At 37.6% G+C, this 16,967-nt stretch carries 10 protein-coding genes; 6 read left to right on the top strand and 4 right to left on the bottom strand.

Features of this window, described 5'->3' with window-relative positions:
* Positions 1 to 5 precede the first annotated feature (5 nt).
* From HFD85_RS14315 to HFD85_RS14300, 4 genes are all read right to left on the bottom strand, one after another.
* Positions 6 to 3,128: an Eco57I restriction-modification methylase domain-containing protein gene (locus HFD85_RS14315; protein WP_167611136.1), complete on the bottom strand. Its 3,123-nt coding sequence runs from the start codon at positions 3,126 to 3,128 to the stop codon at positions 6 to 8.
* Between the two features lie 370 nt (positions 3,129 to 3,498).
* Positions 3,499 to 3,837 (bottom strand): helix-turn-helix transcriptional regulator, encoded by a 339-nt coding sequence (locus HFD85_RS14310; protein ID WP_167611133.1) that lies wholly within the window; start codon positions 3,835 to 3,837, stop codon positions 3,499 to 3,501.
* Positions 3,838 to 3,850: 13 nt separating this feature from the next.
* A complete protein-coding gene (locus HFD85_RS14305; protein ID WP_167611130.1) occupies positions 3,851 to 4,141 on the bottom strand; it encodes a helix-turn-helix domain-containing protein in 291 nt (96 codons plus the stop codon).
* Positions 4,142 to 4,314: 173 nt separating this feature from the next.
* On the bottom strand, positions 4,315 to 5,550 hold the full coding sequence (locus tag HFD85_RS14300) for a site-specific integrase (RefSeq protein WP_167611127.1): 1,236 nt from the start codon (positions 5,548 to 5,550) through the stop codon (positions 4,315 to 4,317).
* Between the two features lie 393 nt (positions 5,551 to 5,943).
* Between HFD85_RS14300 and HFD85_RS14295 the strand changes: the two genes are divergently transcribed.
* The 6 genes from HFD85_RS14295 (at position 5,944) to HFD85_RS14270 (ending at position 16,840) form a co-directional block, all read left to right on the top strand.
* Positions 5,944 to 8,106 (top strand): carbohydrate binding family 9 domain-containing protein, encoded by a 2,163-nt coding sequence (locus HFD85_RS14295; RefSeq protein ID WP_167611124.1) that lies wholly within the window; start codon positions 5,944 to 5,946, stop codon positions 8,104 to 8,106.
* Positions 8,107 to 9,086: 980 nt separating this feature from the next.
* Complete coding sequence (locus HFD85_RS14290; protein WP_167611121.1) at positions 9,087 to 10,658, top strand: arylsulfatase; 1,572 nt, start codon at positions 9,087 to 9,089, stop codon at positions 10,656 to 10,658.
* Positions 10,659 to 10,683: 25 nt separating this feature from the next.
* A complete protein-coding gene (locus HFD85_RS14285; RefSeq protein ID WP_167611119.1) occupies positions 10,684 to 12,102 on the top strand; it encodes a sulfatase family protein in 1,419 nt (472 codons plus the stop codon).
* Between the two features lie 41 nt (positions 12,103 to 12,143).
* Positions 12,144 to 13,538 carry a sulfatase gene (locus HFD85_RS14280; protein ID WP_167611116.1) on the top strand — a complete coding sequence of 465 codons (1,395 nt, stop codon included), beginning with the start codon at positions 12,144 to 12,146 and terminating at the stop codon, positions 13,536 to 13,538.
* Positions 13,539 to 14,501: 963 nt separating this feature from the next.
* A complete protein-coding gene (locus HFD85_RS14275; RefSeq protein WP_167611113.1) occupies positions 14,502 to 16,025 on the top strand; it encodes a hypothetical protein in 1,524 nt (507 codons plus the stop codon).
* A gap of 71 nt (positions 16,026 to 16,096) precedes the next feature.
* On the top strand, positions 16,097 to 16,840 hold the full coding sequence (locus HFD85_RS14270) for a DUF3575 domain-containing protein (protein ID WP_167611110.1): 744 nt from the start codon (positions 16,097 to 16,099) through the stop codon (positions 16,838 to 16,840).
* The last annotated feature ends 127 nt before the right edge of the window (positions 16,841 to 16,967 follow it).

Raw genomic sequence — 16,967 nt, 5'->3', positions numbered from 1 at the left:
GTTCTTTAGTTCCTTTCTTCCACAATTCTAATCTCTTCCTCCGTCAAACCGTACAACTCATAAACCATCCGATCAATTTCTTTGTCGGTTTTTTCAATTTCGGCTTTTAACCTTTGGGCTTTCTCTTTTTGCTCGTTAAAATATTGCATCCACTCGGCTTCTTCCGAAAGGCTTAGTTTGATTTTTACTTTGTTTAGTTCGTTAATGAATACATTAAATTGCTGTTCATTCCAGCTGAGTAGTCTATTTGAGAGTTTATCTAAATCGACCTTTGATTTCAATAAGTCTATAAAATTCTGTCTAATATCGAAAAGCTCTTTATGTAATTTTTGCATCTTTTCAACACATAAGATGAAAGGGTGCTGGGCATTTTCATCTATTTCTTTAAATGGAAATAAACGCAAATCTTTCAGAATTACTTTAGGAAACATTTTTCGAACTGATTTTGCCGTATTTTTTATAAAGTAATATGACATTAATGTGCTATTAAGAACCGCAGCAACATATTTTAAATTTATATTTTTCCCTTCACGTTCAATAATTGCAATATTGCTTCTATTATACAGATATAAATCCTCTGAATATGTTGATATAATGCATTTAGGGTAATTTCCCGTAATTTCTCTTACTATTATTTTTTTATCGGAAAAGAGATTAAAAGTTCTTGGTGCCGCTAGGTGTTCACCATATTTCAAATAGAGACCAGTCCATTCTATAAAATATCTTCCTACATCTTTCCCATCAAGATATTTATAGGTATTTTCATCAAACTTGTAGATATAATCAAAAGGTCTATTTTTAACATCTTCTGCTGACTGTTTTGGATTGCCCTTTCCTTTTTCATATGCTTGTAGACCCGCTTTAATGTGGACAATAGAATCTAAATCAACAGATCCCACTAGCAATTTTTTAGTTAAGGATATACTTTCATTATCCAAAAATACTCTGAACTCAAAACCTTCATTCTTTGTGAAATCCTTTTGATTTCTAACATGACTAAAAATAAATTCCTTCCCCTTGCTCTTAAAAACTAGAAAATCATTGTTTTCAGTTCTTTCTTTTTCAGATATAATGATAATTGTTTCTACATTCACCCCTTCGAATGAATATCCTTCAAGGTTAATAATCTGATTAAGTTTACATTGTTCAATTAAGTATTTTCTTAAACCTTTTCCAGAATAAACCATTAACCAAGCGTTAGGTACAATCAATCCAAAAATTGCATTAGGTTTTATTATTTCAACGGTTTTTTCGATGAAAAGTAAATATGTATTTACCTGATAATCTGAAGAATTGTAATTTTTTGTATAAAACTCTTTTTCAATTTCTGATATTTTCTCTCGTGCAAAAACATATGGCGGATTTCCAATCACTATATCGAAACCACCTTTTTCAAATATTTCAGGGAATTCCTTTTTCCAGTTAAAAGCCTTTTCTCCTGCAGCTTTTGGATCATCAATTAAGGAGTTACCACATTTAATGTTGTTACTGAGGGTGGTGAGTTTTCTTCCTTTTTGTGCCGTACGAAGCCATAGAGAAAGTTTAGCAATCTCAACCGATTCTTCGTTTATATCGACTCCATAGATATTGTTCTCAAGAATTCGACTTTCAATATCAATAAAAATTGTTGATAAGTCTCCTGTAATTCTTTTTATCTGTTCAGTCAACTCACTATGTTCCTTAATTAGAAAATCCAAAGCCTGATTAAGAAATGCGCCTGAACCACATGCCGGATCAACAATTTTTATATCAAGTAGAAAATTTCTGTATTCTTCCAATTTTTCAAGGTGCTTATATCCCTCAACTGAAAGTGAAGTCTTTTTTATGACCTTTCTTTTCTTTTTATTAATTGTAGTTTCAATCTCAACAAAACGCGGTGTTTTAATTGTATAATTTTTTGTAAAATCAATTTCATTAATTCCCAATTGGTTTCGTTTATTATCGCAAAGTTTACCAACTGTGTTTTCGACTATGTATTTAGTAATGTATTTTGGAGTGTAGAAAACACCGTCTTTTTTACGTTTTGATTTTTGTGCATCAAACTTTTCACCTTTTATTTCGGCTTGCACATTTTCAATTTCTCCAAGAGAATGTTCAAAGATATGTCCCAAGATATTTACATCAACATCAGTTTCAAAGTCGTATTCGCTAAGTCGTAATGTATGGGTCGCCAATAATTCATCATCGATTATGATCTTGTCTAGAACCTCGTCTGGTTGAAACAGACCACCATTATATGCGAATATTTCCTCTCGATCACCGCGTTTAGGTCTTCCGGTATTCAGAACCCGGAAATAACTTTTAAAAGTTTCATATAATGGGCGAGTTTCACCAAATGCCACATCGTCTTCCCACTTTTTAATAATCTGGCTAATTGAATTTGGAGGAACAAGTAAGCGATCCTCAGCGAAAAAGATAAACAAAAACCGATCAAGTAATTTTTGCGTTTTTTTGAAAAGTAGAAGTTTATCAATTCCAGGATTATTTTTTACAAGGTTGTTGAATATATCGGTTCGAAACTTTGAATAATCAGCATATAGTTTTTTTGTGACATTTTCTTCCTGTAAAACAGATGACTCCTTAATTTTTAAAGGTAAATCGTTTAATAGGTTGTCTTTAGCCAAACACAACCAAAGCAATGAAAACTTATCTTTTGAAAGATTAAACAGATCGAAATCAATGTGGTCAACCGCATTTTTAATGTAAAAACGAAGCTTCTCAAAATTCGAGGTGATTACATATTTGCATTTGGGATGGTGGTTTTTATACCCGAATGCCTGAGTTTCAATTTTATCTAAATCGGTTGTTTCTGTTCCTTTTAATTCAATTACTGCCGTTGCATCTGCACCCTTCAGAATTGCACCGTCAGCTTTTTTACTGTTGGCAATGTTTTTTAGTTCAGTAGTCAGGTTGAAATTAGGCTCGGGATTTAGCGTGTACCCCAGAATTTTTACAAATAATTCACGTAAAAAACCTTCCTGAAATTGCTCCTCTTTTGCATTTCTAATATTTTTCTGAATATCAGTATTTCCAAAGTAACTAACGAGTAGTTCATACTTTTCATTTATTAATTCAGAATCAAGTTGGTTGAGGTACTTTTTTTCGACGGATTTTTGGAAGAGGCTCATTAGTTAATTTAGAAAGGTTGTTTTTAAGTTCACATAAAAATATTTGTTTTAAGTATTACTAGGAAACATTTTCTAATGTTTTTAATAAGAAAACTCAAATCCCTCATTTTGGCAGGCGGTAATATGTAATTCCCCGGTACATGATTAAACAAACAGAAATATAATTTCTAGACACACTATGGTTTTACAAGGTTTAGTTGGATGTATTTAAATCGAATTAATTGAAAAAAGCGAAATAATGCCATTAATGTATTGATATACATGGATATATGGCGTTTTTGTCAGTCTAGTTAGTAGACACGTTGTGCTGTGCAACAAGAGACGCACACCGTGTGATTTTTTTAATGGTATATTTAGCTGAATATGGATTTTACCATTCATAGTCGTTCTGGTCTTTTGATTTATAATCATATGGATCACCATCTAATTCAGGATTATTTACTATGTCGTCGTATTTGAAATACACTCTGTTCCCTATTTTTTTGAAAGGAATTTTTCCACTCTTCTGGTAATGATACAGAGTAGCGTGAGAAATATTGAGTAGATCCATAACTTGCTTTCTTGTCATTAATTCGTCCTTAGTACCTTGACCCTTATTGAGCGTTTCTATTTGTGGAAGTGATTTCTTAAGAGCATCCTCAATTGTTTTAGTGATTATTTTCTTCATTTCTTTAATCACCTTATCATCTAATTTTAATTTGATTTCCATTTTGAGAATGTTTTTAGTATTTCGAATTGACTCGTAAATGAGCAAGTAACTCTTCTTTATCAAACAAGATTTTTCTACCTACCTGGTGAAAAGGTATTTTTCCATTCTTTTGATAATTATAAAGAGTGGTTAACGAGCATCCTAATAATTTGCAAGCTTGTTTCCGGTTTAGAAGTATTCTATCCGGTGTTTGAACAGAAATTGAATTAGGAAGTAAGTTTTTTAATTCGCTCTTAACTGATTCTTGAATTATTTTTCCTAATTCCTGAATCGACTTTTCCGAAAGCTCAAATTTTAGATCCATTGAAACACAATTAAATTTAAATCCTTATCTAGAATTAATTGATTGCAATTTCAATAGATATAATTTCTCTTTTGGATTTTGCGTCAAAATTTTTTGATAGTCTTCAAATAGTGACGATTGTGAGCTAAAAACTATAAAATGGTTATTGAAATAATTTAAAAGTAAGAAGGAGTTTATCCGAACACTTTGTTCATTTGCTCTCGTTTATGTTCGTCAACTATTTTAAAATATCGGGCGAATGATTTGTGAGAACTGTGAGTAGTAATGTCCATGATAACTTCGGTTGCCATTCCCCGAATCATAGCATTAGTTATAAATGTCTTTCTTGCTACATGCGAAGTAAGAACCTCATACTTTGGTACCGTCTTTTCAATTCTTTCGGTTCCCCTATAATGGACGATATTAACCGGCTCATTTATTTTCGCTTTTTTCCCCAGATCCTTTAAATAATCGTTGACTTTTTGATTACTAATTGAAGGGAATATAAAAATAGTTTCGTCTGACTTATAGCGTTCATAAATCGGTTTTGAGAACTTATTAAGTGGTATTCTGGTCTTAGAACCCGTTTTAATGGTGTTTATTTCAATAAAGTCGTTAGAAACGTTCTCCTGCTTTAGATTTGCAATATCAGAGTAACGAAGTCCTGTAAAGCAGCCAAAACAGAACATATCCCTTACTCTTTTTAATTTGTCGCTGATGTTATCCAGTTCGTATAATGCCATTAATTCCTCCCAGGATAAAAAGTAGATTTCTCCTTCTGTTTGTTTGGCTTTAAACTTTTCGTAATCCAGATTTTTGTTGTACCCTTTATCTGTAGCCCATTTCATAAACACTTTAAATGTTCTGTAATATTTTGAAATAGTGTTGTTGGTTAGCTTTTTCTCTTTAATCAGATAATCTTTGAATTGAACATCGAATTTATGGTCGAACTTGTCAAAGGTTAGTTTCGTTTTTTTGAAGGCTTCAAATTGCTCAAGTTTGTTCTTTGTTGAAATATGGCTTTTAAGTGTGTTTCTTCTTCTGATATTCTTCGATGCTTCCAAAAATTCATCATATCTATCGATTACGCTTTGTTTCTTATCTTCTTTTCGAATTCTTTCATCTAATAAATCCTTTAGTTTATCGGTAGTAATCTTTTCATTAAGGACATCAAGTTTGTTGTATTCGCTTTCCAAAAAGTTTGCGATAGTTTTTAGGAATAAGTTCAAAGTAGCCTTATTATCATATGTAGATTTGGCTCGTTGTTCTTTCTCGTCCCAATGTTTTGGTTCAATTCTTCTTTGAACGTAATATCTAAGCCTAAATCCCTTTTTTGCAAGCACTAAAATTATTTGTGTTTTCTTGTTTGGATCACTTGCATTTTTCAGATTGTATTTGACAAAGTTTTTGTTGTATTTTTTCGCCTCCATAATAAAAGTGGTGTCAAATTTGGTGTCAAATTTCGTTGAATTCTATTAATTTCAATTTTTTTCTTTTAACACGATAAATATACAAAATCCTTTATAATCAGCAAGTTTGAGATACAATTGAATTCAATAGAGTTTAATAGAAAACATAAAAAATGAGTCCCGTCGGGACTACTATTAATTAAAGCTTTGTAAAACAAGTATTTACAGAGTTTTATTGTTTTTGAGGTGTTAAATATTATTTCTTAAATAGTATATTTTACATCCGTATTCTATCCAAAAACCAGAAAAACTATTTCCAATACCCAAACCAGTCCAGGGTTGTACGTGACGAATCTATTCCATTCTTTTAGACCTTATTTTTCATTACCTTTCCAAAAAACTATTCCTAACCTCATGAATAAAATTCTGGTCACAGTCGTATTATTTCTGACGTATGGATGTTTGAATATCCTGTGGGCTCAGAATACAGAAATTTCTGCAACCCGGGTAAGCCAATCTCCAGTCCTTGATGGCAATTTAAGCGACAATGTATGGAATCAGGCAGTTCCATTTTCAGGATTGAAAATGGTTGAGCCATACCCCGGAAACGAACCCACTGAAAATACTGAAATAAGAGTAATTTATGACGACAACAATTTATACCTGGGGATACGCTGTTTCGATAATGAGCCGGGTAAAATTGCTTCTAATACCATGGAACACGATCAGGGAGAAGATCGAACCGACGACAAAATCAGTATCCTGCTCGATCCGTTCCAGGATAAAAGAAGTGCTTACATTTTTATTGTAAATCCAAGGGGTGCAAGAAGTGAAGGCTTTGCAGCTGGTGAACATTATTCGTTGGGATGGGACGGAATATGGGATGCAAAAAGCAAAATTAGCAGTCAGGGCTGGACAACCGAGATCAAGATTCCTTTTAAGACAATCAGTTTTAATAAAAATTTAAATGAATGGGGACTAAATGTTGAGCGTTATATTGCCCGAAAACAGGAAGTAATTCGTTATTCGGGGATAAGCCTGAACAGCTTCTTTTCAAACCCGGTGGAAGCAGGTTTATTAAGCGGTATCGATAGTGTTAAACAAGGTCTGGGGTTAACTATCAGACCTTACGGGATAACAGGTTTCGATGTAGATAAAACAACAAGCGAACCGGCAGATAAAGTTCTTGATGGTGGATTTGATATTTACAAAAATATTACACCAAACCTCGTCGCAGCAGTAACATACAACACTGATTTTGCAGAAACCGAGGTAGATGAACGAAAACTAAATTTGACAAGATTTCCTCTGTTCTTCCCCGAGAAAAGAACTTTTTTTCTTGAAGGTTCTGATATTTTCGATTTTGGGGCTGGTGCCATGGGATCATTTCATCCTTTTTTTAGCCGTAGGATAGGTTTATATGAAGGTTCTCCGGTTCCTATAACTTTCGGTTCTAAACTATATGGAAAAATCAAAAATACGAATTTGGCGCTGCTGGATGTGCAGACTGGTGCAACTGATGACCTGAATACTCAAAATTTGTTTGCCGGCAGGATTTCTCAAAATATACTGAAAGAGTCAAAGTTTGGTATAGTAGGAACCTATGGTGAACCCACCGGAGAAAGGAATGCGCTTTTAGGTGTTGATTTTACATATAAGACATCGAGGTTCTTGGGAGCAAACAACTTAATTATCAGCATGTGGGGTATCCAGAACTGGAATGAAAAGAAGTCGGGGAATAAAAATGCTGCAGGAATAAAATTTGATTACCCGAATGATCTCTGGGATATTGCACTAAACTATATTTATATGGGAGATTCCATTCAGCCTGGTCTGGGTTTTATGCCGCGCAACTCCTATCACTATTTGTATACAGGATTCAGTTATATGCCACGCTTGGAGAAAGGCTGGATTGGTGATTTGATTCGACAGTGGTTCCTCGAGTTTCGCGTGACCAATTACTGGAACCTGGAAGGAAACCTGGAAAGCCGTTCCATCTTTACTGCTCCCGTTAATTTCAGAACTGAAAGTGGTGAACATATCGAGTTTAACGTGATCCCGAACAGAGAAGTACTCCCTATGGATTTTGAAGTTTCGGATGGGATAATTATTCCTCAGGGTGATTATAGTTTTGTAAATTACAGGGCTGAAGTCAATACAGCTTCATTCCGAAAGTTGCAGTTCGATGTAAGTTACCGCTTCGGGGAATTTTACTCCGGACACTATAATGATCTTGAAACCGAAGTAACACTAAAATTCAATGGTTACATTAACTTGCAGGTAGGTGGTAATTTTGTGAACGGGAAGCTACCTCAAGGTGATTTCTCCGAGGCAATTTATTCAACGAGGCTTCAACTGTATCTTACTCCAGACTTAGGCCTTAGTAACTATGTACAATATGATAACGTCAGCAACATGATGGGCTACAACGGGCGTTTATTCTGGCAGGTTCGTCCCGGGAACATCATTTATCTTGTTTATAACACCAACATGGAAAGGCGCTGGACACCTAATCCTCGGTTTTACACTACTGAAAACCAACTCAGGTTTAAGGTTCAGTTAAGCATTAGAATCTGATATCAGAAAATGTGGTGGTCGTCATCGGTGGTCGGCAAAGCTCCGCCAAACCTTTGGATTTGTTTGACAGGATTTCATACTTCTGAAAATCGAACACATCCAAAGTCGTTTGAAACTAAAGAGCTCGCTGATTACCAGTGGCCATTTTTGTCATACCCTATTGTCATGAATTTTATTTTGCTTTTTCTCAAAGCATCAGCAAGGATTCCAAAAATCAAGTGTTATTTGATTTTTTAGGTTTTTATCAAAAAAATAAAGATGAATTACGATAATCGATGTGAAAGTATCAGGATTATAACAGGTAAACTAAGATAAACGTTTTTGATCTATCAAATACGATAAGTATTGATATACAATGATATATCTAAACAAAGTTGATAACTTTCAATTATTTTACCTGATAAAAAAATAGAGATAACTGTTTTTGGTGGTAATTTTACAGTAAACATAAAAAAACAGACACCTGCGGAGTCTGTAATTTTAACCGAAGCAATGTTCGTGATTTGTTCGGATTTTGTTCTTAGACAGTTCAAATTTATACTAACAAATCCAATTCCGCAAATTTTTCTGACGTTGCTTCTCATTGCAGAAAGGAGGTAATATGTGAAGAGTGCAAACTATGAAGCAATTTTGCGTTGGATTTGGCGAATAATCGACGCATTGGTGAAGATGATAGTAGCGATTGCAGCACTTATAAATTCACTAAAATAAACAGAAGGAAGTTTCGGCTTCCTTTTTTTATTTCTCCTCTATCTAACTCATTCAATTATTACAAATCTCTAGCATTACTTCGAATAAGTCTCGGTAATCCGATACATTCGGATAATGGAGCATTTCGATTAAAAGTAAATAGGACAATCACATTATTGATAAAATCACTTCAGAAAGTGAAAAAAGTATATTACTTTGCACAACTTCTGTATTTTTTTAAAAACAATACAAGGTTTCAATACACTACTTAAACCATAAAAAATAGTCTTATGAAGAACTTTTGTTTAGGAAGAATGTCGTTGTTGCTTATCGTACCTGCATTTTTATTAAATGCCTGTTCTGTTAAAAACCAACAGAATGATACAGCCTCAGCAAAACCCAACATTATTTACATACTGGCCGACGACCTTGGCTACGGCGATTTGGGATGTTACGGTCAGGAACACATTGAAACACCCAACATTGATAAGCTGGCGGCCGAAGGAATGGTTTTCAGCCAGCACTATTCGGGAGCTCCGGTTTGTGCACCATCGCGTTGCATGCTAATGACGGGCAAACATCCCGGTCACGCGCAGATTAGAGGAAACGACGAATGGAACTCACGTGGCGATGTCTGGAATTATCGCGCTCAATTAGCCGACTCAACTCTCGAAGGACAACGACCATTGGCGGAAGGCACCGAAACCATTGCCAGCATGTTGAAAAAAGCCGGCTACACCACCGGAATGGTTGGGAAGTGGGGGCTCGGAGCGCCACATACCAACAGCATACCAACTAAAATGGGCTTCGATTTTTTTACCGGTTACAATTGTCAGCGCCAGGCGCATACCTACTACCCGGTGCACCTGTGGCAAAACGGGCATAAACTTTTACTGGGTAACGACACGGTTGCTCCCAATACAAAACTCCCGAAAGATGCCGATCCGTATGACGAAATCAGTTATTCCGATTACACGCTTCAGTCGTATTCGCCCGATGTTATGTTTTCGGAGTTAATGGATTTTGTAGAAAGCAACCGCAATAATCCGTTTTTTGCGTATTGGGCCAGTCCGATTCCGCATGCTCCTCTGCAGGCGCCAAAACGTTGGGTCGATTACTATGTAGAAAAGTTTGGAACAGAGGAGCCTTACCTTGGTGATAAAGGTTATTTCCCGGCGCGTTACCCGCATGCAAGCTATGCCGCAATGGTTTCTTACCTCGATGAAAATGTGGGGAAGCTGGTGCAAAAATTAAAGGAACTGGGAATTTACGAGAATACGCTCATTATTTTTACGTCGGATAACGGCCCGACCTACAATGGCGGAACCGATTCGCCCTGGTTCGATAGTGGCGGCCCGTTTAAAAGTGAGTACGGCTGGGGAAAAGGTTTTGTACACGAAGCCGGTTTTCGCGTACCCATGATCGCTTCGTGGCCGGCAAAAATCAAGGCAGGATCAAGCTCCGGTCACATTTCTGCTTTTTGGGATGTAATGCCAACTCTGGCTGAAGTTGCAGGTGTTCAGACTCCAGAAGATACTGATGGAATTAGTTTTCTTCCTGAATTGACTGGAAACGAACAACCCGAACATCCCTACCTCTACTGGGAATACCCTGAATATGGCGGCCAGCAAGCTGTTCGCATGGGAAATTGGAAAGGAATCAGAAAAGACATTAAAAAAGGCAATCTTAATATTGAACTGTACGACCTCGAGAATGATATTCAGGAGCAGAACGATGTGGCTGCAGAATACCCAGAAATCGTTAAGGAAATGGAAGCGATCATGGTGAAGGAACATGAAACTGCCGCGTTGGACCGTTTTAAAATAGAAGCTCTTGGCGATAAAATAGACTCAGAAAATTAAAATATTAGCTACAAAGCAAAGAATTATGATGAAAGTAATTACAACAATTTTTACTGCCCTTTTGGTCGTAACCGTTTTTCAGATTGAAGCACAGGAGGTGAAGAAACCCAACATTATTCACATTATTGCCGACGATGTGGGTTACGACGATCTCAGTTGTTTTGGTTCGAAAGACATCAACACGCCAAATCTTGATAAAATGGCGGAGGAAGGCATGAAATTTACCAACTTTTATGCTCCACATGGAACATGTACACCATCGCGTGCAGCAACAATAACTGGTAGGTATGCACCGCGTGTGAATAACGGAACCGGTTTGTATGTGCTGTTTCCACACTCAAAACACGGGCTCGAAGATGAGCTGGAAGTTTCTATTGCTGAACTCCTTAAAGAGCAAGGTTACACCACCGGTTTGTATGGAAAATGGCACCTCGGACACCTGCCGCAATACCTGCCTTGTGTTCATGGTTTCGATGAGTTTTTGGGCATTCCTTATCCGAACGATCATGGTCCTGAGCGCATCGGTAATTCAGGCTGGCGCCCCAACGGAATCAGCGATCCTCAGATTCCGCTGATAGAGCAGGCACAAGTAATTAAGCGTTGCGATAACAACGATCTGGCGGAATTGCCTGCACTATTTACCCGCGAGGCCTGTAAGTTCATTTACCGTGCGGCAACTGCAAATGAGCCTTTTTACCTGCAATATGCCAATATAGAAACGCACACGCCCTGGTTTGTTCCAAAAGGATTCGAAGGGCAAAGCAAAGCTGCAGCGTACGGCGACGCAGTGGAATACCTCGACCGATCGGTAGGAATCATATTAAATACCTTAAAACGTCTCAAAATTGAAGACAATACCATTATTGTATTTACTTCTGATAATGGACCACTGGTTCACCGCGACGAGGAACTGGAGAATTGCTATGGAAAATTTGGTTTTACCGATGAAAACCGCGAACACCTTTTACGCGAAGGAAAATACCAGGAACGATATGAAGGTGGCATCCGTGTTTCGTGCATTATGAAATGGCCGGGGCATATTCCTGCACAAACCGAGTGTAGCGAGCAGATTGCAGCCATGGACCTCTTTACCACTTTTGCCGAGATTGCAGGTGCCGAAATTCCTACCGATCGCGTGATCGATGGAAAAGATATTCTCCCGCTGATGGAAGGTAAAGAAGGAGTGAAATCGCCGCACAAAGCCATTTATGGTTTTACGGCTACCGGAAGACTAATGAGTGTGCGTTACCAAAACTGGAAGCTGATCCTTCCCGGAAAGCACTGGACGGGTAACCTGGAAACTCCTAATTTATACGATATGGATAAAGATCCGGGAGAAAAAGAAAATGTTGCCGGTGAGCATGCCGATGTGGTTAAAACCATTATGGCAATGGCCGATGCTGCTACAGAGGCCATTAAAAACAATAAGCCGCTTGATGAGTAGGCCTGGTTGATCATAAAGACAGTAATAAACTCAATTTCGATATGAAGGCAGCATTAATTATTTCGGTAAGTTTCGTTTTGTTTTTCGGCTGTAAAAGTGAAGCTGGTAAAAAGACAGAACAACGTCCGAATATTCTGATTATCAATGTTGATGATATGGGGTGGCGTGATGTTGGATTTATGGGATCGAACTATTACGAAACCCCGAATATTGATAAAATGGCTGCCGAAGGAATGGTATTTACAAATGCTTATGCCGGGGCATCGAATTGTGCGCCCAGTCGCGCTTGCATGATGAGCGGACAATGGACGCCCCGGCACGGCATTTATACAGTAGAATCTTCAGAACGGGGGAAAGCAAGCGATCGAAAGCTCATTCCTGTAACCAACAACGAGTACATTTCTGAAGATAATTTATTGTTGCCGCAGGTGCTAACAGAAGCCGGTTACTCTACCTGCCATGCCGGCAAATGGCATTTGTCCGATAATCCACTGGATTTCGGATTTCAGCAAAATATTGGTGGTAGCCATGCCGGAAATCCGGGAAGCTATTATCCGCCTTATAAAAATGTACCCTCGATTACCGCAAAGTCGGATGATGAATACCTGACCAACCGTATAATGGACGAAGTTCTTCAGTTTGTAGATACCTTGCACAATCGGCCTTTCTTTCTGTATTACGCGCCTTATGCTGTGCATACGCCAATTCATCCGGTAAAGGAGTTAAAGCCTAAATACGACGCAAAAGCTCCCTGGAACGGGCAGCAAAACAGTGCTTATGCCACCTTGGTTGAAAATCTGGATACCCAGATCGGAAGGTTGTTGCAAAAGCTCGCTGAGAAAGGTAGTCTTGAAAACACGTTTATTCTGTTTACTTCGGATAACGGAGGTGTTTTCAGAATAACCAAACAGTGGCCGCTCAGAGCCGGAAAAGGATCTTATTACGAGGGAGGAATACGCGTTCCGATGTTTGCCAGTTGGAAAGGAAAGATTGATGCAGGATCATCTGAAGTACCGGTTTCCAATCTTGATTTTTACCCCACCATTCTTGAAGTTGCCGGAATTGAAAAACCGGCAGATAAAATACTGGATGGTACAAGCTTGCTTCCTGTAATTTTTCATGGTACAGATCTCCAAAGAGAACTATTTTGGCATTTTCCGATTTACCTGGAAGGAGGGAATGACGAAACACAGGATCCGCTTTTCCGAACGCGACCCGGATCAGCGATCAGGGATGGCAAATGGAAACTGATCCAGTATTTCGAAAACAACGATCTGGAACTTTATAACCTGGAAAATGATATTCAGGAAAAGAACAACATGGCCGAAACCAACAAGGCAAAAGCTGAAGAATTATTACAGAAGCTAAATAGCTGGAGAGAGGCCGTTCAGGCACCCGTTCCTGATCAGTTAAATCCCAAATACCGTGAAAGGTGACTCGAACGAATTGTCGTCCGAGCCTGCATGTGGGATTTTAAGACGAGTATGGTCTAATTGACACCTTCCACAGTTACTAAATAGCGCCTGAAGCAACAAAACTGGCCGCTTATAGAACTACAAATCTTCACCGAAGTATAGATTATACGGTTGAGGAACAGGCTCAGCAGTTGGAGAGTCTTCTGAAATGTCACTGGAAAAAAGAATTACAAATATATCTGTTCCCGGTTTAGAAAATTCGAAAGTAACTATTTGGAAGTTTGGGAGCTGGTACTGGAATGATCGATTAACTTTCGCAAGCCGGTGATAATCCGGAATACATGGCTCACGATACCATTGTTGACGCTGATAAAGACGGGACAGATGACGCCAGGAAAGCTGGTAAAGGGTAGTATCCCACTAATCGGGATGACGGAAATTTAACGGGTAATAGCAGTCGCAAAAAATCATCAGGAATTCTTCCAAAAGATCATTAAGCAATGGTTCAAAATTTAATCCGACATATTACAAGTACTGTCTGATAGTCAGGTTGTATTTTGAAATTTGAAGGTAAAATATTCAAAATTTTTATCGGGGCTTTGTGTTAAAATCAGACAATTTAATCGATGTCATATAGGTAAAAAAAGGACAATAAAATAGCAAAAAGATACCAGTTGTGGTTTGTTTTAATCACGATTGTTTAATTTTGCATGTACTACTAAAAAAGGTTGTTTTTTTGTGATTTTGTTGTTGGAAATTTGTGTCAAAATATCTATGTGTTTTAATAAATTATTTCTTCTAATTCTTTGATAGTTCAGAACATTTTTATTCCTTTGTACCATCGTGCGTTCAGCACGATGTGTGTTTGGGGGTTAACATTAGTAAAAGGGCAGTTGTTGAACTGCCCTTTCTTCATTTATACAATTTCAATAATCAGCAGATAATTACTACCTTTTAAACCGAATTCACCTCTTGATCTGCAATATGAATTTTGTAACAATTAGCACCCTTCCCAAAAAAATAATATTTCCGGTATTATGCTGCCTTTTGCTTTTTTGTTCGTTTTCGGTAATTGCACAGTCAAGTAATTACTGGTCGCGCAACTTTAACGAAGAGTCGTCACTGCTTTCGGGTGCTGTTGTTGGCGGAGGTGCCGGGCCGGCGGCAATTTATTATAACCCTGCCGGTATTGGCGAAATCGACGAATCGAAATTAACCATTAATGCCAGTTTGTTCTCGCTCGAGCTTTTTAATGCTTCAAATGTATGGGGAGATGGCAAAGACCTGAATACGATGCGGATTATTGTGGTTCCCAGATTTATTTCTTACATGCTTCAACCTCAGCAAAACAAGAAATGGAATTTGGAAGTAGCCTTTTTAAGTAACGAAAATTTTAAAGTTGAAGATATCAACAATGTGGACGACTTAAAAGACGTGTTGGAAAATATTCCCGGAAAAGAACGTTACAATGCCAATTACCGGTACGACAATGATTTTAGCGACTACTGGGTTGGTGCAGGTGGTTCATACAAGATCAATCCCAATCTGATTCTCGGTACTAGTATGTTTGTTACAACACGCACATTAAGGTACTCATACATGGTGGACATTGAAGCCGGAACGCCTGTAAAGAATTTAAATTCGGACCCGAATTTTAAAACAGCCAAATTTACCAATATTGAATATCTGAAATTCAACAATTACAGGCTTTTGTGGAAATTCGGACTGCTCTACAAAACGGACAAAATGAGCTATGGTCTGAATATCACCACACCATCATTTAATGCTTATGCCGATGGAAAGCGTGTGATGCGTAAAAGGAGCCAGAGCAACATCACTAATCCTGAAACCGGAGAACCGGTAACCGATTACCTTATTTCTGATTTTGCTGAGGTAAAAGACATGCATGTAAACTATAAAAATCCGCTTTCGATAGCTGCAGGACTTAGCTGGCAAAACAACAACGACAAATCGCTGTTTTTAACTCTGGAGTATTTTTTCGGATTGGATCCCTATAAAATGGTAGAAGGGAATGAGAAATACGAAATAGCAAATGATAATCCGCTGCTGAAAGAAGCTTACAAAGAATGGCTGACCTATGTTTGGGGAGCAAAACCTGTTATTAACGGAGCCATCGGTTATCGGTGGATTGCAAAAGAAAATCTAACGGTAATGACCGGTTTCCGCACCGATTTCAATTACCGGAAAAATCTGAACTATTCGCCATACATTGAATCGAAAACCGTTAAGGGATTTACAATCGACCGGTACCACTTCACCGGTGGACTAACAGCACACGTGCTTGGTCAGGATCTGATGGCGGGTTTACAATATTCGTTCGGGATAGAAAAAAATCAGCAACAATTTATCAATCTAACTGATTATGTTGAGTTTGATCCCGAGACTGGCAGAGCTTTGCAGGGAAATCCAAAAAATAATGTCACATCATTGTCCAATTCTTTGAGTATTTATTTTGGCGCAACCTTTAATTTTGGAAAAAGTGAATGATTAATGCTTTCGGCAAAACAGTTTAACCTCATTCATTTGGTATTTTTGTTTGTATTAAATTTCAATAACTTATGAGAAAAAGTAGCATTCTTTATTTTATCATTTTTCTTTTAATTCCTGTATTTGGACTGGGAAATAACCTTAAAAAAGAGAAGCCGGATTCAATTAAGCGCTATAACGAAATTGGATTGGTCATTACCGATCTGGTTGACGCGAGTTATCAGTTTCGTTATGAGCGCAAGTTGAGTTCCCATTTTTCGGTAGGATTGGGTTCAGCTTTCAAGAGCGACCAGGGACTGGTTAAAATATCCGGTATCGATAAAGAACGACTAAAAACAGGCGACATCACCTATTCAGGGCTTAAGCTTATTCCTGATGTACGATACTACCTGAATAAAACCCAGCAGTTTGAACTGGACGGCTTTTATTTTGGTGCCTATATGAAATACTTTAATTTTCGTTCTGATCTCACCGGAACCTATATTACCAGAGAAGGTAAGGAATACGACCTTGATTTTGATGCACGGATAAATATTGTTTCAACTGGATTAATGCTTGGATACAAACTGGCAGTCAGTAAAAGGTTTAATATCGATTTTATGATACTTGGACCCGGAACAAGTAATCAGAGCTACAAACTTAAAAACAACAAACCCGTACCAGATGAATTTTACGACGACTTGAATGAGGCTCTCAAAAATTTCAGTTTGTACGATTTAGTAAACAGTGATTTTAAGTTTCGTGTGAGAGATGCCAAAACCAGTTTTACTACACTTTCTTTTCGTTACGGTCTCACAGTTGGATATACCTTTTAAGTCATTTTTTATTTCCTCTAAAATTCATAACTTATATCAGTTAAACTTAATGTGCTGTGTATAGTAAAAAATAGGCATTAAGAGATCACATTCAAAAGGCCGGTAGAAGTACCGGCCTGGTTTTTAT

The sequence above is a fragment of the Maribellus sediminis genome (assembly GCF_011799805.1).
In the GTDB taxonomy this organism is placed as follows: domain Bacteria; phylum Bacteroidota; class Bacteroidia; order Bacteroidales; family Prolixibacteraceae; genus Draconibacterium; species Draconibacterium sediminis_A.
Note: the sequence above shows the minus strand (reverse complement) of the source record. Positions and strands in the feature narration are given on the sequence as shown.

Excerpts from the sequence above, each read along its gene's own strand:
- HFD85_RS14275 (WP_167611113.1), top strand. The coding sequence starts at position 14,502 with ATGAATTTTGTAACAATTAGCACCCTTCCCAAAAAAATAATATTTCCG.
- HFD85_RS14280 (WP_167611116.1), top strand. The coding sequence starts at position 12,144 with ATGAAGGCAGCATTAATTATTTCGGTAAGTTTCGTTTTGTTTTTCGGC.
- HFD85_RS14290 (WP_167611121.1), top strand. The coding sequence starts at position 9,087 with ATGAAGAACTTTTGTTTAGGAAGAATGTCGTTGTTGCTTATCGTACCT.
- HFD85_RS14295 (WP_167611124.1), top strand. The coding sequence starts at position 5,944 with ATGAATAAAATTCTGGTCACAGTCGTATTATTTCTGACGTATGGATGT.
- HFD85_RS14285 (WP_167611119.1), top strand. The coding sequence starts at position 10,684 with ATGATGAAAGTAATTACAACAATTTTTACTGCCCTTTTGGTCGTAACC.
- HFD85_RS14270 (WP_167611110.1), top strand. The coding sequence starts at position 16,097 with ATGAGAAAAAGTAGCATTCTTTATTTTATCATTTTTCTTTTAATTCCT.
- HFD85_RS14305 (WP_167611130.1), bottom strand. The coding sequence starts at position 4,141 with ATGGATCTAAAATTTGAGCTTTCGGAAAAGTCGATTCAGGAATTAGGA.
- HFD85_RS14310 (WP_167611133.1), bottom strand. The coding sequence starts at position 3,837 with ATGGAAATCAAATTAAAATTAGATGATAAGGTGATTAAAGAAATGAAG.
- HFD85_RS14300 (WP_167611127.1), bottom strand. The coding sequence starts at position 5,550 with ATGGAGGCGAAAAAATACAACAAAAACTTTGTCAAATACAATCTGAAA.
- HFD85_RS14315 (WP_167611136.1), bottom strand. The coding sequence starts at position 3,128 with ATGAGCCTCTTCCAAAAATCCGTCGAAAAAAAGTACCTCAACCAACTT.